An 18,536-nucleotide genomic window follows, 5' to 3' on the forward strand; every position below is an offset into this window, starting at 1 on the left:
GTCTACAGTATGTAGTTCTGGTCGACAAGGCTCCGGAAAGGTATGCGGTCGGCAAACTCCTCTACGGATCTTCCCAAGAGGGTTGATCGGTTCTTAGAGTCGCGGCATGACGCCACCACTAGCGCCCGCCGGCTGGAGCCGCTGGCTGGTACCCCCCGCAGCGTTGTCGGTGCATCTGTCGATCGGCCAGGCCTATGCCTGGAGCGTGTTCAAGCCACCGCTCGAATCCGCACTCGGTCTCTCCGGCACCGCGAGCGCGCTCCCGTTCCAGCTGGGCATCGTCATGCTCGGCCTGTCCGCGGCCTTCGGCGGCACCCTTGTCGAACGCAAGGGGCCGCGCTGGGCGATGACCGTCGCTCTGTGCTGTTTCTCGTCGGGCTTTCTGCTCGCGGCGCTCGGCGCCGCCACCGAGCAGTACTGGCTGATCGTCTTCGGCTACGGCTTCGTCGGCGGCATCGGTCTGGGCATCGGCTATATCTCGCCCGTCTCCACCCTGATCAAGTGGTTCCCCGACCGGCCCGGCATGGCCACCGGCATCGCCATCATGGGCTTCGGTGGCGGCGCCCTCATCGCCTCGCCGTGGTCCGCGCAGATGCTGGACTCGTTCGGTACCCAGAGCAAGGGGATCGCGCTCGCGTTCCTGGTGCACGGGCTGGTGTACGCGGTGTTCATGACGCTCGGCGTCCTGCTCATCCGCGTACCCCCGCCCGGCTACCGGCAGGGCGGGGACGGCGGGACGCGGCCGGCCGCCGACGCCGCGAAGCCCGCGGCGACCGCGCTGATCTCCACCGCGCAGGTGTCCGCGAAGTCCGCCGTGCGCACCCCGCAGTTCTGGTGCCTGTGGGTCGTCCTGTGCATGAACGTGACCGCGGGGATCGGCATCCTGGAGAAGGCCGCCCCGATGATCACCGACTTCTTCGCGGAGACCGACGCGCCCGTCAGCGTCTCGGCCGCCGCCGGTTTCGTCGCGCTGCTGTCCGCCGCCAATATGGCGGGCCGGATCGGCTGGTCCTCCACCTCCGACCTGATCGGCCGGAAGAACATGTACCGCGTCTACCTCGGCGTCGGCGCGCTGATGTATCTGCTGATCTCGCTGTTCGGCGACTCCTCCAAGCCGCTGTTCGTCCTGTGCGCGCTGGTGATCCTGTCCTTCTACGGAGGCGGATTCGCCACCATCCCCGCCTATCTCAAGGATCTCTTCGGCACCTACCAGGTGGGTGCCATCCATGGCCGGCTGCTCACCGCCTGGTCCACCGCCGGTGTGCTCGGCCCCCTCATCGTCAACTGGGTCGCGGACAGCCAGGAACAGGCGGGCAGGAGCGGATCGGGCCTGTACGGTCTCTCGTTCACCATCATGATCGGGCTGCTGGTCATCGGCTTCGTCGCCAATGAACTGGTCAGGCCCGTCCACCCGCGCCACCACGTCCCCGCCCCCAGGGAGGCCGCCGATGACCACGTCACCAGGGAACAGCACCGTGCGGCCTGAGCCCCGCCGTACCGGTCTGATCGTCTTCGCCTGGCTTTGGGTCGGGATCCCCCTCGCGTACGGTGTGTATGAGCTGGTACTGAAGGCGGCCCAGCTTTTCACCGGATGATATGGACTCTCCAAGCGGCGCGGCGGAATCCTGTTGGTTTACTTGCACCCTTACCGGTGAGTCGCTGACGAGACTGGAGCACTCCTGACGTCGAACCAGAGGGGGTCCCGGGCATGACCGGCACTCGTATCGCCGCGCTCGGGCACTATCAGCCCGCCAAGGTGCTCACCAATCACGACCTGGCGGCGATGGTCGACACCAGTGACGCCTGGATCAGCAGCCGGGTGGGGATCAAAACCCGCCATATGGCAGGGCCCGACGAGCCGGTCGACGAGCTGGCGGCACACGCGGGCGCCAAGGCTCTGGCGTCCGCCGGGCTCACGCCGGCGGACATCGATCTGGTGCTGGTGGCCACCTCCACGGCCATCGACCGCTCCCCGAACACCGCGGCCCGGGTCGCCGCCCGGCTCTCCATGGGCTCGCCCGCCGTCATGGACCTCAATGTCGTCTGCGCGGGCTTCACCCACGCCCTCGCCACCGCCGATCACGCCGTACGGGCGGGCTCCGCCTCCCGCGTCCTGGTGATCGGGGCGGACAAGATGACCGCGATCACCGACTGGACCGATCGCTCGACCTGCGTACTGGTCGGAGACGGCGCGGGCGCGGCGGTCGTCGTGGCGGGCGGCGCCGACGAGGAGCCCGGCATCGGCCCGGTGCTCTGGGGCTCCGTGCCGGAGATGGGCCACGCGGTACGGATCGAGGGCAGCCCGCCGGTCTTCGCCCAGGAGGGGCAGTCCGTCTACCGCTGGGCGACCACCCAGCTGCCGCCGATCGCCCGCCGGGTCTGTGAACGGGCGGGTGTCACCCCCGAGCAGCTGGCCGCGGTCGTGCTGCATCAGGCCAATCTGCGGATCATCGAGCCCGTCGCCCAGAAGATCGGTGCGATCAACGCGGTCATCGCCCGCGATGTGGTGGATTCCGGCAATACGTCCGCGGCGTCGATCCCGATGGCCCTGTCCAAACTCGTGGACCGCGGTGAGATTCCGTCGGGTGGGCCTGTACTGCTCTTCGGCTTCGGGGGCAACCTCTCCTACGCGGGTCAAGTCATCCGTTGCCCATGAATCCCCCTGTTCTCGGTAGACTGTAGACGATAGCCAATGTCTTGATGCTCATCACCCCTGGTGACATCGGTCCATCGCTACAGTCAATGACACTGCCGGCCAGGAGGGGGACACGATGTTGTCCGCGAAGTTGGCGCAAGGTGCCGTGCCTAAGCTCGAACGACCGGGGCCACTGCGTGAACGTGTGTACGAGGCCCTGCTCGAACTGATCACGACCCGGGCGCTCCAGCCCGGTCAGCACCTCGTCGAGAGCGAACTCGCGCGTCATCTGGGGGTCTCCAGGCAGCCCGTGCGAGAGGCCCTTCAACGCCTCAACACCGAGGGCTGGGTCGATCTGCGCCCGGCGCAGGGCGCCTTCGTCCATGAGCCCACCGAGGACGAGGCGGACCAACTCCTCTCGGTCCGTACGCTCCTGGAGGCGGAGGCCGCCCGGCTGGCGGCGGCCAACTCCGGCGCGGCGGGGATCGCCGAGCTGGAGGCGCTGTGCGCCAAGGGTGAGCAGTCGGTGGCCGACGACGACAGGGATCTGACGGTCGCCACCAACGCCGCCTTCCATGCCAAGGTCATGGAGCTGGCGGGCAATCTCGTACTGGCCGAGCTGGCCGCGCAGGTGGACCGCCGGGTGCGCTGGTACTACACACCGGTCGCCCGCCAGCGCGGCAAGCAGTCCTGGATCGAGCACCGGGAGCTCATCGCCGCGATTTCTACGCGCGACGAACAGCGCGCGACGGAAGTCATGAAGGCGCACACGGAGCACACGCGCAAGACGTACCACCACCGGCAAGAGTCCTGATCACCTCAAATCCGGGCATTCCTCACCTATCCGAAAAGTAGCCACGAAGGGTCACTGAAGAGACACCTCGCTACGGCTTTGTCCTCGGTGTGGAGAAAGTTGGGACTGATTCCCGCTCAACTTCTTCCCCCTGCGGGCAAGCGCTGCTACGTTCCCTCGAAAGCCCGACGCATAGGCCGAGAAGGCGGGGAGGGGCGCGTGAGACGTATGACCGCACGACCCGCGAACGCGCATCAGGCGCGACTGCTCAGGCTGTTGCGCGACGGTGGCCCCAACTCCCGTGCGCAACTGGGCGACCAGGTCGATCTCTCGCGCTCCAAGCTCGCCGTCGAGGTGGACCGGCTGCTGGAGACCGGCCTGGTGGTCGCCGACGGACTCGCCGCCTCGCGCGGCGGCCGGCGCTCCCACAACATCCGGCTGGCGCCCGCCCTGCGCTTCCTCGGTGTCGACATAGGCGCCACCTCCATCGATGTCGCGGTGACCAACGCGGAGCTGGAGGTGCTGGGACATCTCAACCACCCCATGGACGTCCGCGAGGGCCCCGTCGCCGTCTTCGAGCAGGTGCTCGTCATGGCTGCCAAGCTCAAGGTCTCCGGGCTCGCCGACGAGTTCGACGGCGCCGGGATCGGCGTACCGGGGCCCGTCCGCTTTCCCGAGGGTGTCCCCGTCGCGCCGCCGATCATGCCGGGCTGGGACGGCTTCCCCGTACGGGAGGCGCTCAGCCAGGAGCTCGGCTGCCCGGTCATGGTCGACAACGATGTGAACCTGATGGCGATGGGGGAGCAGCACGCGGGCGTCGCACGCTCGGTCGGTGACTTCCTCTGCGTCAAGATCGGTACCGGTATCGGCTGCGGGATCGTCGTCGGCGGCGAGGTCTACCGCGGCACGACCGGCAGCGCCGGCGACATCGGCCATATCCAGGTCGAGTCGGACGGCCGCGCCTGTGCCTGCGGCAACAAGGGCTGTCTGGAGGCCTACTTCAGCGGCGCCGCCCTCGCCCGGGACGCGGAGGACGCCGCGCGCTCCGGCCGCTCGCCCGAGCTGGCCGCCCGGCTGGAGGCCGCGGACCGGCTCTCCGCCGTGGATGTCGCCGCCGCCGCTGCCGCCGGTGACCCCGCCGCACTCGAACTCATCCGGGCCGGCGGCAATCGCGTCGGCCAGGTCATCGCCGGGCTCGTGAGCTTCTTCAACCCGGGCCTCGTGGTGATCGGCGGCGGGGTGACCGGTCTCGGTCACACGCTGCTGGCCAGCGTACGTACCCAGGTCTACCGGCAGTCCCTGCCGCTGGCCACCGGCAATCTCCCCATAGTCCTGGGGGAGTTGGGCCCGACCGCCGGAGTCACCGGCGCGGCCCGGCTCATCAGCGACCACCTGTTCTCGCCGGCCTGACGCCCCCGTCCAGGGCCGGCGGCGCACCACCGGACACCACCGCGACACCACCGCTCCATCCGCGACAACAGCACGACAGCACACAGCACACAGCACACAGCTCCCGAAGTACCCGCACGAGCCGCGTCAGCCGCACGAGCCGTATCCGCACGACGTACCAACACCGCTCCGCCGCACCTGGTTCCACCCTGCCCAACTCCGCCCCGCCTTCTTCCTTTTGTTCACTTTCTGCCCTGCCCGCTCTACGGCCGCATCCGCCGAGGGGATACGCCATGGCACCAACACCCGCACCACCCGAAAACCTGCTGCTCACCATGTCCGGCATCACCAAGCTCTTCCCCGGTGTCCGCGCCCTCGACGGTGTGGACCTGGAGGTCGAGGCGGGCGAGGTCCACTGCCTGCTCGGCCAGAACGGCGCCGGCAAGTCCACCCTCATCAAGGTGCTCGCCGGGGCCCATCAGCCCGACGGCGGTGTGATCACCTGGCGCGGCGAGGCCGTCACACTGAAATCGCCCATCGCCGCCATGCGGCTCGGCATCGCGACCATTTACCAGGAACTCGACCTGGTCGAGGGGCTGACGGTCGCCGAGAACATCTTCCTCGGGCACGAGCCCACCACCGCCGGCTTCGTGGTCAAGGGCCGGGAGGCGAGGACCCGCGCGACCGCGCTGCTCAAGCGGCTCGGCCACCCCGAGATCCAGGCGCACCGGCCCGTCGGCTCGCTCTCCGCCGCGCAGCAGCAGATCGTGTCGATGGCCCGCGCCCTCTCGCACGAGGTACGGCTCATCGTGATGGACGAGCCGTCCGCGGCCCTCGACCCCGACGAGGTCGACAACCTCTTCCGTATCGTCGACACCCTCACCGCCGACGGCGTGGCCGTCATCTACATCTCCCACCGGCTGGAGGAGATCCGGCGCATCGGCGACCGGGTCACCGTCATCAAGGACGGCCGGACCGTGGCCGTCGCCCTGCCCGCGAAGGAGACCCCGACCCGCGAGGTCGTCGCGCTGATGACCGGTCGGAACGTCGAGTACGTCTTCCCCGAGCGGCCCGCACCGGCCTCGGCCGGCACGGCCCGGACCGAGCCCGTACTGAAGGTCGAAGGGCTGGCCAGGGAAGGGGAGTTCGCCCCCGTCGATCTCGAACTGCGACCCGGCGAGATCGTCGGACTCGCGGGACTCGTCGGCTCGGGCCGCTCCGAGATCCTGGAGACGATCTACGGGGCACGCAAGGCCACCGCGGGCCGGGTGCTTGTCGACGGCACCCCGCTGCGACCCGGCAGCGTACGCGCCGCCGTCCGCGCGGGGCTCGGCCTCGCACCCGAGGAGCGCAAGGCCCAGGGCCTGCTGATGCTCGAATCCGTCACCCGCAATGTGTCGGTGTCATCGCTGTCGCGCTTCTCCCGGGCCGGCTGGCTCGACCACTCCGCGGAGCGGGCGGCGGCCCAGCGGGCCACCAGGGAGCTCTCCTTGCGCCCCGACAACCCGGACGCCCGTATCCGTACCCTCTCCGGCGGCAACCAGCAGAAGGCGGTCCTCGCCCGCTGGCTGCTGCGCGGCTGCCGGGTGCTGCTGCTCGACGAGCCGACGCGCGGAGTCGACGTCGGCGCCCGCGCCGAGCTCTACGCCGTGATCCGCCGACTGGCCGACGAGGGCCTTGCCGTACTGCTCGTCTCCAGCGAGGTCCCCGAAGTCCTGGGCCTCGCCGACCGGGTGCTGGTGCTCCGCGAGGGCCAGGTCGTCCATCGGGCGCCCGCCCAGGAGCTCGACGAGCACCGTGTACTCGACCTTGTGATGGAAGGGAGCCCGACGTCATGAAACAGCCTGCCTCCGAGGCGCAGCAGGGCGGGCCCGACGCGGCGGCCACGCCCGAGCCGCCCACGCCGCCCGCCACGCCCCACGCGTCCGCCAAGTCCACGGAGGAGAAGGGCGGTTGGCGCTCCCTCGGGCTGCGGCTCGACGTCCGTAACCTCTCCCTGCTCGGGGTGCTCGCCGCACTGATCATCGTCGGCGGCATCACCAAGCCCGATCAGTTCCTGGACACCAACAATCTCCAACTGGTGCTCACCCAGGCGTCCGTGATCGGTGTGGTCACCGTCGGTATGACGTTCGTGATCACCAGCGGCGGGATCGATCTGTCGGTCGGCGCGATCGTGGCACTGGCGTCCGTCTGGGCGACCACACTGGCCACCCAGGAATACGGGTTCGCCGGCATCCTGTTCACCGCGGTGATCGTGGGTCTGGCCTGCGGACTGGTCAACGGAGTGCTGATCGCCTACGGCGGGATGGTGCCGTTCATCGCCACCCTCGCGATGCTCGCCTCCGCCCGCGGTCTGGCCCTCCAGATCACCGACGGCAAGACCCAGATCGTGACCGTGGACTCGGTCCTCGACCTCGGCGTCCGTGACTCGTACATCCTGGGCATCCCGCCGCTCGTCCTGGTCTTCGCGGCCGTCACGGTCATCGGCTGGCTGCTCCTCAACCGGACGACCTTCGGCCGGCGCACCGTCGCCGTCGGCGGCAACGCGGAGGCCGCGCGGCTCGCCGGTATCGACGTACGCAGGCAGCGGCTCTATCTGTATCTGCTCTCCGGCCTGTGCTGCGGTATCGCGGCGTTCCTGCTGATCGTCCTGGCCGGCTCGGGCCAGAACACCAACGGGAATCTCTACGAGCTGGACGCCATCGCCGCGGCGATCATCGGCGGCACCCTCCTCAGCGGCGGCCGCGGCACGATCGTCGGTTCCGTACTCGGTGTTCTGGTCTTCACCACGATCACCAACATCTTCGCCCTCAACAACCTGCAGAGCGACGTCCAGCAGATCGCCAAGGGCGCGATCATCGTCGCCGCCGTACTGGTCCAGCGCCGCACCGTGCGCAACGGCGAGTCCTGATTCCGGTCTCGCACCCGCTTACTGTCGTACCGCCCTACCTGAAGGGTTGAACCGTCATGCCAGAAACCAGCCGCAGAGGAATGCTCTTCGGCACCGCCGCCATCGGCGCGGGTGCTTTCCTCACCGCCTGCACCAGCAACGAGCCGGCGAAGAAGGAGCCCGCGGCCAACGACCAGCCCGCCGCCGACGACAAGCCGGGCAAGCCCGTCACCATCGGCTTCGCCGGCCCCCAGGCCGACCACGGCTGGCTCAACGCCATCAACGAGAACGCCAAGTCACGGGCGGAGACCTACTCCGATGTGACGCTCGACATCACCGAGGGCTCCAACGACACCGCCGCCCAGATCGGCCAGGTCGAGACCCTGATCAACAAGAAGGTCGACGTCCTGGTGATCCTGCCGGCCGACGGCAAGGCGCTCACCCAGGTCGGGCTGAAGGCCATGCGCGCCGGGATCCCGGTCATCAACCTGGACCGCATCTTCGCCTCCCCGCAGGCGTACCGCTGCTGGGTCGGCGGCGACAACTACGGCATGGGTCTCAACGCCGGCAACTACATCGGCGAGAAGCTCAAGGACAAGCCCGACGCGAAGGTCATCGAGCTGTCCGGGCCCGACAGCCTGGAGCTGACCCAGCAGCGCACCCAGGGCTTCGACGACGCCCTCAAGAACTACCCGAACATCAAGAAGGTCGCGCGCCAGGCCGCCGACTTCACCGTCGAGTCCGGCCAGGCCAAGATGGCCCAGCTGCTCCAGGCGCAGTCCAGCTTCGACGCCCTCTGGAACCACGACGACGACCAGGGCGTGGGCGCCCTGCGCGCCATCGACCAGGCGGGCCGCGACGGCTTCCTGATGGTCGGCGGGGCCGGTGCCAAGGCCGCGATGGACGCGATCAAGGCGGACAACGGCGTGCTCAAGGCCACCGTCCTCTACCCGCCGATCATGGCCGCGTCCGCCATCGACCTGGCCCGCGCTCTCGGACAGAGCAAGGGCATCAGCGGTCTGTCAGGGCTGGAGATCCCGGCCCAGGTCACGCTGTTCTCGGCCGTGGTCGACAAGACGAACATCGACGACTACCTGCCTCAGGGCTTCAGCTGACCGGTCCAGTCATGGCCGCCCCCACCAGCGAGAGACGAGGAGTACTCCGTATGACCCCCAGGGAAGCGTCGGAGAAAGAAGCCGGTGCACCACCGACACTCGGCATCGGCATGGTCGGATACGCGTTCATGGGCGCCGCGCACTCACAGGGGTGGCGCACGGCGGGACACGTCTTCGACCTGCCGATGCGCCCCGTGCTCGCCGCCATCTGCGGCCGTGACGCGGACGCGGTCCGCGCCGCGGCGGACAGACACGGCTGGGCCGCGGCCGAGACCGACTGGCGGCGGCTCATCGAGCGCGACGACGTGCAGGTGGTGGATGTCTGCACCCCTGGGGACAGCCACGCGGAGATCGCGATCGCCGCGCTGGAGGCGGGCAAGCACGTCCTGTGCGAGAAGCCCCTCGCCAACTCGGTGGCCGAGGCCGAGGCCATGGTCAGGGCCGCGGCCGACGCCAGGTCGCGCGGTCAGCTGGCCATGGTCGGCTTCAACTACCGCCGGGTGCCCGCCATCTCCTACGCCAGGCGGCTCATCGCGGAGGGCCGGCTCGGCACCCTGCGCCATGTCCGGGTCACCTATCTCCAGGACTGGCTGGCCGATCCGGCCGCCCCGCTCACCTGGCGACTCAAGCGCGAGCGCGCGGGGTCCGGGGCGCTCGGCGACCTGGGGGCGCACATCGTCGACCTGGCGCAGTTCCTGACGGGCGAGCGGCTGGTCGGGGTGTCGGCGCTCGCGGAGACCTTCGTCAAGGAGCGGCCCGTACTCAGCGGGGCGAGCGCCGGTCTCTCGGGGACCGCGGGCAGCGAGACGGGCCCGGTGACGGTGGACGACGCGGCGCTGTTCACCGGCCGGCTCGCCTCGGGCGCGCTGGCCTCCTTCGAGGCCACCCGGATGGCCTCGGGACGCAAGAACGCGCTCCAACTGGAGATCAACGGTGAGCACGGCTCGCTCGCCTTCGATCTGGAGCGCCTCAACGAGCTGTCGTTCCACGACCACACCGAGCCCGCCGCCTCCTCCGGCTTCCGCCGGATCCTGGTCACGGAGCCGGAGCATCCCTATCTGGAGGCGTGGTGGCCGCCCGGCCACGCGCTCGGCTACGAGCACACCTTCGTCCACCAGGCCCGCGATCTGGTCGAGGCGGTCGCCGCCGGGACCGATCCGGTGCCGTCCTTCGCGGACGGACTCCAGGTGCAGCGGGTGCTCGCCGCGGTGGAGGACAGCGCGGCGAAGAACGCCGTGTATACGCCTGTGCCGCAGCCTTAGGGCCTTTCGTTTGGATCAGGCCGGATCAGGGAGCGGGGTCTGGTGCCGTGGATCGCAAGGCGGAGGAGGGAGCCGACGCGGAGCGTCGGCGACTGACGACAACGCGGCGAGGCGCGGTGCCAGGGCACGCGAGCCCGGCAAGATCCGAACGAAAGGCCCCAGTCATCACATCGAGGAGGAAGGTCCGAATGCCACGTCCGTTCACGCTGTTCACCGGCCAGTGGGCCGATCTGCCCCTGGAGGAGGTGTGCCGGCTCGCCCGTGACTTCGGTTACGACGGGCTGGAACTCGCCTGCTGGGGAGATCACTTCGAAGTCGACAAAGCACTCGCGGATCCGGGCTATCTGGACGGCCGCCACCAGCTGCTCGACAAGTACGGGCTCAAGTGCTGGGCCATCTCGAACCATTTGGTGAGCCAGGCCGTCTGCGACAGCATCATCGACGAACGCCACCAGGGCATCCTGCCGTCCCGGATCTTCGGCGACGGCGATCCCGAGGGCGTCAGGCAGCGCGCCGCCGCCGAGATCAAGGACACCGCCAGGGCCGCCGCGGCCTTCGGGGTCAATACGGTCATCGGCTTCACCGGCTCGTCCATCTGGCATCTGCTGGCGATGTTCCCGCCGGTGCCGCCCGGCATGATCGAGCGGGGGTACGAGGACTTCGCGGAGCGCTGGAACCCGATCCTCGACGTCTTCGACGCCGAGGGCGTGCGCTACGCCCATGAGGTGCACCCCGGCGAGATCGCGTACGACTACTGGACCACGCACCAGGCGCTGGAGGCGGTCGGTCACCGGGCCGCGTTCGGGCTGAACTTCGACCCGAGCCACTTCGTCTGGCAGGACCTGGACCCGGTCAACTTCCTCTACGACTTCCGGGACCGGATCTACCACGTCGACTGCAAGGAGGCCCGTAAGCGCCTCGACGGCCGTAACGGCCGGCTCGGTTCGCATCTGCCCTGGGGCGATCCGCGGCGCGGCTGGGACTTCGTCTCGGCGGGCCACGGAGACGTCCCGTGGGAGGACGTCTTCCGGATGCTGCGGTCCATCAAGTACGAGGGCCCCATCTCGGTCGAGTGGGAGGACGCGGGCATGGACCGGCTGGCCGGCGCCCCCGAGGCCCTGGCGGACCTGAAGCGCTTCGACTTCGACCCGCCGACCGCGTCCTTCGACGCGGCCTTCGGGGGCGGCGAGTAGGGGCCTCTCCCCGGATCGGGCTTCGGGGAGGGCTGGGCAGCCCGGTGGCGGACCTCGCCGCCGGGCGGTCCGGCCTGCCCGGAAAGGGCTTTGTCCTGAGGGAGGAAAAAGGCAACTTCTCCTCTGCGCAAGGTCTTTCGGTACCGGACGAACACAGCTACGGTCCACTGAGATGTACAGGACATAGGTACACGACATAAGTACAGGACACAGGTGGTCTCCGATGTGACGGCGCACGTCGGTGACACAGCCACCTCCCCCCGGGGATCCGGTGCAGGACGAGCACCGCCCCCGGGAGGCGAGAGCGCTCCTCCGCGCTCCCTTGGCAACCCGCACGTACGAACAGCCCATTGTGGAGGACTTTCGTGCACAGAAAACGCCCCAGAGCCAGAACCTTCCTCGCCCTCCTGACGGGCGCCCTGCTCGCAGGGTCGAGCCTCAGCGCCGTACCCGCCGCCGCGCACCCGGACGAACCGGTCGCGGAGGAGAGCTTCCAGCAGGTGACCCTCGCGAAGGGCGCCGACGCGGTCGGCGAGCCCATGTCGCTCGCGGTCCTGCCCGACCGGCGGGTGCTGCACACCTCGCGTGACGGCACGCTGCGCATCACCGACGCCGGCGGCGACACCATGGTCTCCGGCACGCTGGATGTCTACAGCCATGACGAGGAGGGTCTCCAGGGCGTCGGGGTCGACCCCGACTTCGCCGAGAACCGGGCCATCTACCTCTTCTACGCGCCCAAGCTCGACACCCCGGCGGGAGACGCCCCCGAGAACGGCACGGCGGCGGACTTCGCCCCGTTCGACGGATACAACCGGCTCTCCCGCTTCACCCTGAACGAGGACGGCACGCTCGACAAGGCGAGCGAGAAGAAGGTCCTCGATGTCACCACCTCGCGCGGCACCTGCTGCCACGTGGGCGGCGACATAGCCTTCGACGCGGACGGCAATCTGTATCTGTCCACCGGCGACGACACCAACCCGTTCGCCTCCGACGGCTACACGCCGATCGACGAGCGGCCCGACCGCAACCCGGCGTTCGACGCCCAGCGCTCCTCCGGCAACACCAATGACCTGCGCGGCAAGGTGCTGCGCATCAAGGTCGCCGAGGACGGCTCGTACACCATCCCCGAGGGCAACCTCTTCGCCCCGGGCACCGAGAAGACCCGGCCCGAGATCTACGCCATGGGCTTCCGCAACCCCTTCCGTATCTCCGTCGACAAGAAGACGGGCATCGTCTACGTCGGTGACTACGGACCCGACGCCGGCGCCGCGTCCCCGACCCGCGGTCCGTCCGGCACGGTCGAATTCGCCCGGGTGACCGAGGCGGGCAACTTCGGATGGCCGTACTGCACGGGTGACAACGACCCGTTCATCGACTACGACTTCGCCACCAAGGCGTCCGGCGCGGCCTTCGACTGCGCGGCGCCCAAGAACACGTCGCCGCACAACACGGGCCTCACCGACCTTCCGCCGGCGCAGCCCGCCTGGATCCCGTACGACGGCGGCAGCGTGCCCGAGTTCGGCACCGGTTCCGAGTCCCCGATGGCAGGACCGGTCTACCGCTACGACGCGGACTCCGACTCCCCGGTCAAGTTCCCCGAGGCGTACGACGGGGACTTCTTCGCCGGTGAGTTCGGCCGCAAGTGGATCAAGCGGATCGAGCAGGGCGAGGACGGCACCGTCCAGAGCATCAACCCGTTCCCGTGGACCGGCACCCAGCCCATGGACATGGAGTTCGGCCCCGACGGCGCGCTCTACGTACTCGACTACGGCCTGTCCTGGTTCGGCGGCGACGAGCACTCCGCGCTCTACCGCATCGAGAACTCCACCGGCGGCAAGTCACCGATCGCCGAGGCGGTCGCCACCAAGACGTCCGGCAAGGCCCCGCTGAAGGTCTCCTTCTCCTCCGAGGGCACCCAGGACCCCGACGGCGACGCCCTCACCTACGCGTGGGACTTCGGCGACGGCGGCACCTCGACCGAGGCCAACCCCTCGTACACGTACAAGAAGAACGGCACCTACACCGCGCGGCTCACCGTCACCGACCCGACCGAGCGCACCGCGAGCGCGTCCGTACGGATCGTCGTCGGCAACACCGCGCCGAAGGTGACGCTCGAACTCCCCAATGACGGGCACCTGTTCAACTTCGGGGACACCGTCCCCTTCAAGGTGAAGGTCACCGACCCGGAGGACGGGACGATCGACTGCTCCAAGGTCGTCGTCCGCTACATCCTCGGCCATGACAACCACGGCCACCCGATCACCTCGGCCAACGGCTGTGAGGGCACCATCACCGCGCCCGCCGACACCGAGCACGACCCCAACGCCAATATCTTCGGTGTGATCGACGCCGAGTACACCGACGGCGGAGGCGGCGGCCAGGCGGCGCTCACCACGCACGACCAGGCGCAGCTCCAGCCGCGCCACCGGCAGGCCGAGCACTTCAACGCCTCCTCCGGAGTCAAGATCTACGACAAGGCACCGGCCAACGGCGGCAAGACCGTCGGCGACATCGACAACGGCGACTGGATCTCCTTCAAGCCGTACAACCTGACCGGGTCCAAGACGCTCACCGCCCGGATCTCCTCCGGCGGCGCCGGCGGATTCCTTGAGGTGCGCACCGGCTCCGCCAACGGGAACCTGCTCGGCTCCGCGCCGATCCCGGTCACCGGCGGCTGGGAGACCTTCCAGGACATCGACGTACCGCTGCGTTCCGTACCCAAGCAGACCACCGAGCTGTTCCTGGTCTTCAAGGGCGGCGCCGGCGCGCTGTACGACGTGGACGACTTCGAGCTCTCCACCGCCGTGCCCGGCAAGACCGAGAAGCGGGTCCTGGTCTTCTCCAAGACCGGTGGCTTCCGCCACGACTCGATCCCCGCGGGCATCGCCGCGCTCAAGGAGCTCGGCAAGACCACCGGGATCACCGTCGACGCCACCGAGGCGGCCGGCCAGTTCACCACCAACAACCTGGCCAGGTACGACGCGGTGGTCTTCCTCTCCACCACCGGTGATGTCCTCAACGCCGACCAGCAGAAGGCGTTCGAGAACTATGTCGCCACCGGCGGCGGCTACATGGGCGTGCACGCCGCGGCGGACACCGAGTACGACTGGTCCTTCTACGGCGGTCTGGTGGGGGCCTACTTCGACTCCCACCCGCAGATCCAGCCGGCCACCGTACGCGTCGAGGACCATGACCACCCGTCGACCGCCCATCTGGACGACGAGTGGCAGCGCACCGACGAGTGGTACAACTACCGCACCAACCCCCGGGACCAGGCCCGCGTCCTCGCCACTCTGGACGAGACCACCTACCAGGGCGGCAACATGAAGGGCGACCACCCGATCGCCTGGTGCCAGACCTACGAGGGCGGCCGTGCCTTCTACACCGGCGGCGGCCACACCAAGGAGTCGTACGCGGAGGACGCCTTCCGCCAGCACCTGCTCGGCGGACTGCGGTACGCGGCCGGCCAGGTGAAGGCGGACTGCAAGCCCACGACCGGCTACCGGGATCTCTTCAACGGCAAGACCCTGGAGGGCTGGAAGCAGGCCGGACCGGGCAAGTTCAACGTCGTGGACGGTGAACTGCGCACGGAGGGCGGCATGGGTCTGCTGTGGTACCAGGCCAAGGAGCTGAAGTCCTACTCCCTGAAGCTGGACTGGAAGATGGACGGGGACGACAACTCCGGTGTCTTCGTGGGCTTCCCGGCCTCCGACGACCCGTGGTCCGCGGTCAACAAGGGGTACGAGATCCAGATCGACGCCACCGACGCCGCCGACCGCACCACCGGCGCCGTCTACGGCTTCAAGTCGGCCAACATCAAGGCCAGGGACCAGGTTCTGCGGCCCCCGGGCCAGTGGAACAACTACGAGATCAAGGTCCAGGGTGAGCGTCTGCAGATCTTCCTCAACGGCGTGAAGATCAACGACTTCACCAACACCGACCCGGAGCGCAGTCTCAAGGACGGCTACATCGGCCTGCAGAACCACGGCGCCGATGACCAGGTGTCCTTCCGTGACATCCAGCTCAAGGAGCTGCCCGCCGCCTAGAGGCCCAGCAGCCAGAGGCCTCTGGGACGGGGCGGCCCGTCAGCCGGCGGCGGGCGGGGAGGCGCCGTACCCCCCGCCCGCCGTCCACCAACCACCACACCACCGGCAGGGAGGCAGCCCCGTGACGACGACCAGTCCCGCGACGACGAACAGCACCGAATCGACTGCAGTACGCACCGGAGTCTGGTTCGTCGGAGCACGCGGCTCCGTCGCCACGACGGCGGTCGCGGGATGCGCGGCGGTCACCGCCGGGCTCCACCCCCCGACGGGCATGGTCACCGAGACCGCGCCCTTCGCGGGCACGGGCCTCCCCGCGCTCTCCTCGCTCGTCTTCGGCGGACACGACACGGCGAACTGTCCGCTGCCCAAACGCGCGGAGGCGCTGACCGCGGCGGGTGTCCTGCCGCATGGTCTGCCCACCGCGATCCACACCGAACTCGCCACCGCCGACCGGGAGATACGGGCCGGCGGCCCCCAGCCGGGGGACACCAGGAGCGACGAGGAGATCATCGACTCCTTCGCCGACGACCTCCGGGAGTTCGCGCGCCGCACCGGCGTCGCCCGCACCGTCGTCATCAACGTCTCCTCCACCGAACCCCAGCCCGCCCCGGACGATCCACGGCTCCCCGCCAGCTCGCTCTACGCGGCGGCCGCGATCCGGGCCGGCTGCTCGTATGTCAACTTCACGCCCTCCACCGGGCTGCGCACCGAAGCCCTCACGGCGGCCGCCGAGGCCGGCGGACTTCCCCACGCCGGCCGCGACGGCAAGACAGGCCAGACGCTGCTCCGTTCCGTGCTCGCCCCCATGTTCGTCCAGCGCGCCCTGACCGTACGAGCCTGGTCGGGTACGAACCTGCTGGGCGGCGGGGACGGAGCGGCGCTGGCCGACCCGGCGGCCGCGGCGGCCAAGAACGCGGGCAAGGAACGCGTACTGGCCGACACGCTCGGCACGGCCCCCGAGGGCGAGGTCCATATCGACGACGTCCCGGCGCTCGGCGACTGGAAGACCGCCTGGGACCACATCGCGTTCGACGGCTTCCTCGGCTCGCGGATGATCCTCCAGACCATCTGGCAGGGCTGCGACTCGGCGCTCGCCGCGCCGCTCGTACTCGACCTGGCCCGGCTGGTGGCCCGCGCGCACGAGGCCGGGCTGAGCGGGCCGCTGCCCGGACTCGGCTTCTACTTCAAGGATCCGGACGGCGGTCCCGCCGCGCTCGCCGAACAGTTCGACGAACTGCTCGCCTTCGCCGACCGGCTGAAGGAGACCAGGTGAGCCTGCGCGGACGTATCCGGGCCTGGGCCGAACTGCTCCGTGTCTCGGCCCTGTTCACGGTCCCGGGCGACGCGCTGGCCGGGGCCGCGGCCCTCGGCGTACGCCCCAACCGCTCCACCGCGCTCGCCGTGGGCGCCTCGCTCTGCCTGTACGAGGCGGGCATGGCGCTCAACGACTGGGCGGACCGCGAAGAAGACGCGATCGACCGCCCGCACCGCCCCATCCCGTCGGGCCGGGTCTCCCCACCGGCGGCCCTCGCGGCGGCCGGTGTGCTGACGGCCGCGGGCCTCGCCCTCGCCGCCCGCGCGGGCCGTCCGTCCCTGGCGGTGGGCACGGCCCTGGCGGCCACGGTCTGGTCGTACGATCTGCGCCTGAAGCACACGGCGGCGGGCCCGGCGGCGATGGGCGCGGCCAGGGCGCTGGACGTGCTGCTGGGCGCGACGGCGACGGTACGCGGGGGCGATCGGGCGACAGCGCCGGTCCGGGGGCCCGCGCACACCTCGTCGACATCGACGCCCGGCGCTCCCGCGCACACGGCGTCCCGTACGGAGGGCCGTGCGCCGACCGGGGGCGGGGGAGCCGGTGCCGGTGCCGTGCGCGCCACCGGCCGCTGGGCCGCTCTGCGTGCCGCACTGCCCTCCGCCACCCTCGTCGGCGCGCACACCGTCGCCGTCACCACCGTCTCGCGCCGCGAGGCGCAGGGCGGTTCGACGGCCGCGCCGCTCGCCGCGCTGGTGGCCACCGGTGTGCTGGGCGCCGCGGCAGGCGGCGCGTCGCGCGGCGCTGCCCGGGACGCCCTGCGTCGGGCCACCGGCGCGGGGCGGCGGACAGGATCCGCCCCCGCCGGCCCCCAGACCGGCCCCGCCCTCGCCGGGGCGCTCGCCCTCGTCTACGCGGGGACCGCCGGGCGGCCCCTGCTGCACGCCGCGCTCAACCCGTCGCCACCGCTCACCCAGCGCGCTGTCGGCGGCGGCATCCGGGCGATGATCCCACTCCAGGCCGCGCTGGCCGCGCGCGGCGGGTCCGCCGGGGTCGCGCTCGGCGTCATCGGACTCGTCCCGCTGGCCCGCTCGTTCGCACGGAAAGTGAGTCCCACATGAGTCTGCGCTTCGGATACGGCACCAACGGGCTCACCGATCTGCGCCTCGACGACGCCCTCGGACTGCTCGCCGATCTCGGGTACGACGGCGTCGGGCTGACCCTCGACCATATGCATCTCGACCCCCTGGCCCCCGATCTCACCGCCCGCACCCAGCGGGTCGCCCGGCGGCTGGCGGAGCTGGGCCTCGGGGTCACCGTCGAGACCGGCGCCCGTTACATACTCGACCCGCGCCGCAAGCACGGCCCGACGCTGCTCGACCCGGACCCCGACGGCCGCGCCGCCCGTACTCGCCTGCTGGTCACGGCCGTTCGGGTGGCCGCCGACCTCGGCGCGCACGCCGTTCACTGCTTCAGCGGGATCGTCCCGGGCCCCACCGACACCGACACCGCCTGGAAGCGGCTCGAAGAGGCGATGGGCCCGGTCCTCGACGCGGCGGAGGCCGCCGACATCCCTCTCGCCTTCGAACCCGAACCAGGCCATCTCGTCTCGGACATCGCGGGATTCCACCGGCTCAGACAACTGCTCGGCGACCCGGAACCACTCGGGCTCACTCTCGACATCGGCCACTGCCAGTGCCTGGAGTCCGCGTCGCCCGCCGACTGCGTACGGGACGCCGCGCCCTGGCTGCGCCATGTGCAGATCGAGGACATGCGGCGCGGTGTGCATGAGCATCTGCCGTTCGGGGACGGCGAGATCGACTTCCCGCCCGTGCTCGCCGCGCTGGCCGCGACCGGTTACGAGGGCCTGACCGTGGTGGAGCTGCCCCGCCACTCCCATGCCGGGCCCGAACTGGCCCGCACCTCCCTGGACTTCCTCCGCGCGCAGGGGGTGTCCTGAT

14 protein-coding genes are annotated in these 18,536 nt (G+C 70.0%); all 14 read left to right on the forward strand.

Features of this window, described 5'->3' with window-relative positions; genetic code table 11:
- Positions 1 to 106 precede the first annotated feature (106 nt).
- The 14 genes from ABTZ59_RS27505 to ABTZ59_RS27565 all read left to right on the forward strand — a co-directional run bounded on the left by ABTZ59_RS27505 (position 107) and on the right by ABTZ59_RS27565 (position 18,535).
- Entirely contained in the window at positions 107 to 1,486 is a 1,380-nt protein-coding gene (locus tag ABTZ59_RS27505) for an OFA family MFS transporter (RefSeq protein ID WP_351418765.1), read from the forward strand.
- The gene (locus ABTZ59_RS37440) at positions 1,476 to 1,595 is read left to right on the forward strand and encodes an MFS transporter small subunit (RefSeq protein WP_503003764.1); all 120 of its coding nucleotides are present in this window, start codon (positions 1,476 to 1,478) and stop codon (positions 1,593 to 1,595) included. Before ABTZ59_RS27505 ends, ABTZ59_RS37440 begins: the two co-directional genes overlap by 11 nt.
- 113 nt (positions 1,596 to 1,708) lie before the next feature.
- Positions 1,709 to 2,656, forward strand: coding sequence for a beta-ketoacyl-ACP synthase III (locus tag ABTZ59_RS27510; RefSeq protein WP_351418767.1), 948 nt, complete (start codon positions 1,709 to 1,711; stop codon positions 2,654 to 2,656).
- Between the two features lie 115 nt (positions 2,657 to 2,771).
- Complete coding sequence (locus ABTZ59_RS27515; RefSeq protein WP_351418770.1) at positions 2,772 to 3,449, forward strand: GntR family transcriptional regulator; 678 nt, start codon at positions 2,772 to 2,774, stop codon at positions 3,447 to 3,449.
- Between the two features lie 207 nt (positions 3,450 to 3,656).
- Positions 3,657 to 4,838 (forward strand): ROK family transcriptional regulator, encoded by a 1,182-nt coding sequence (locus tag ABTZ59_RS27520; protein WP_351418774.1) that lies wholly within the window; start codon positions 3,657 to 3,659, stop codon positions 4,836 to 4,838.
- 314 nt (positions 4,839 to 5,152) lie between these two features.
- Positions 5,153 to 6,655, forward strand: coding sequence for a sugar ABC transporter ATP-binding protein (locus ABTZ59_RS27525; RefSeq protein WP_351418874.1), 1,503 nt, complete (start codon positions 5,153 to 5,155; stop codon positions 6,653 to 6,655).
- On the forward strand, positions 6,652 to 7,728 hold the full coding sequence (locus tag ABTZ59_RS27530; protein WP_351418776.1) for an ABC transporter permease: 1,077 nt from the start codon (positions 6,652 to 6,654) through the stop codon (positions 7,726 to 7,728). Before ABTZ59_RS27525 ends, ABTZ59_RS27530 begins: the two co-directional genes overlap by 4 nt.
- A gap of 56 nt (positions 7,729 to 7,784) precedes the next feature.
- On the forward strand, positions 7,785 to 8,822 hold the full coding sequence (locus ABTZ59_RS27535) for a substrate-binding domain-containing protein (RefSeq protein WP_249947593.1): 1,038 nt from the start codon (positions 7,785 to 7,787) through the stop codon (positions 8,820 to 8,822).
- Positions 8,823 to 8,872: 50 nt separating this feature from the next.
- Positions 8,873 to 10,084 (forward strand): Gfo/Idh/MocA family protein, encoded by a 1,212-nt coding sequence (locus ABTZ59_RS27540; RefSeq protein WP_351418779.1) that lies wholly within the window; start codon positions 8,873 to 8,875, stop codon positions 10,082 to 10,084.
- A 188-nt stretch (positions 10,085 to 10,272) separates the two neighbouring features.
- Positions 10,273 to 11,277, forward strand: coding sequence for a sugar phosphate isomerase/epimerase family protein (locus tag ABTZ59_RS27545; RefSeq protein WP_249947591.1), 1,005 nt, complete (start codon positions 10,273 to 10,275; stop codon positions 11,275 to 11,277).
- A 365-nt stretch (positions 11,278 to 11,642) separates the two neighbouring features.
- Entirely contained in the window at positions 11,643 to 15,323 is a 3,681-nt protein-coding gene (locus tag ABTZ59_RS27550) for a ThuA domain-containing protein (protein ID WP_351418785.1), read from the forward strand.
- Positions 15,324 to 15,444: 121 nt separating this feature from the next.
- On the forward strand, positions 15,445 to 16,596 hold the full coding sequence (locus ABTZ59_RS27555) for an inositol-3-phosphate synthase (protein WP_351418787.1): 1,152 nt from the start codon (positions 15,445 to 15,447) through the stop codon (positions 16,594 to 16,596).
- Positions 16,593 to 17,696, forward strand: a complete 1,104-nt coding sequence (locus tag ABTZ59_RS27560) for an SCO3242 family prenyltransferase (protein WP_351418789.1) — start codon at positions 16,593 to 16,595, stop codon at positions 17,694 to 17,696. Before ABTZ59_RS27555 ends, ABTZ59_RS27560 begins: the two co-directional genes overlap by 4 nt.
- Complete coding sequence (locus ABTZ59_RS27565; protein WP_351418792.1) at positions 17,693 to 18,535, forward strand: sugar phosphate isomerase/epimerase family protein; 843 nt, start codon at positions 17,693 to 17,695, stop codon at positions 18,533 to 18,535. The genes ABTZ59_RS27560 and ABTZ59_RS27565 overlap by 4 nt, the downstream gene beginning before the upstream one ends.
- The last annotated feature ends 1 nt before the right edge of the window (position 18,536 follow it).

The organism is Streptomyces sp. NPDC094034 (assembly GCF_040303865.1).
GTDB lineage: Bacteria > Actinomycetota > Actinomycetes > Streptomycetales > Streptomycetaceae > Streptomyces.

Excerpts from the sequence above, each read along its gene's own strand:
- ABTZ59_RS27505 (WP_351418765.1), top strand. The coding sequence starts at position 107 with ATGACGCCACCACTAGCGCCCGCCGGCTGGAGCCGCTGGCTGGTACCC.
- ABTZ59_RS27510 (WP_351418767.1), top strand. The coding sequence starts at position 1,709 with ATGACCGGCACTCGTATCGCCGCGCTCGGGCACTATCAGCCCGCCAAG.
- ABTZ59_RS27515 (WP_351418770.1), top strand. The coding sequence starts at position 2,772 with ATGTTGTCCGCGAAGTTGGCGCAAGGTGCCGTGCCTAAGCTCGAACGA.
- ABTZ59_RS27520 (WP_351418774.1), top strand. The coding sequence starts at position 3,657 with ATGACCGCACGACCCGCGAACGCGCATCAGGCGCGACTGCTCAGGCTG.
- ABTZ59_RS27525 (WP_351418874.1), top strand. The coding sequence starts at position 5,153 with ATGTCCGGCATCACCAAGCTCTTCCCCGGTGTCCGCGCCCTCGACGGT.
- ABTZ59_RS27530 (WP_351418776.1), top strand. The coding sequence starts at position 6,652 with ATGAAACAGCCTGCCTCCGAGGCGCAGCAGGGCGGGCCCGACGCGGCG.
- ABTZ59_RS27535 (WP_249947593.1), top strand. The coding sequence starts at position 7,785 with ATGCCAGAAACCAGCCGCAGAGGAATGCTCTTCGGCACCGCCGCCATC.
- ABTZ59_RS27540 (WP_351418779.1), top strand. The coding sequence starts at position 8,873 with ATGACCCCCAGGGAAGCGTCGGAGAAAGAAGCCGGTGCACCACCGACA.
- ABTZ59_RS27545 (WP_249947591.1), top strand. The coding sequence starts at position 10,273 with ATGCCACGTCCGTTCACGCTGTTCACCGGCCAGTGGGCCGATCTGCCC.
- ABTZ59_RS27565 (WP_351418792.1), top strand. The coding sequence starts at position 17,693 with ATGAGTCTGCGCTTCGGATACGGCACCAACGGGCTCACCGATCTGCGC.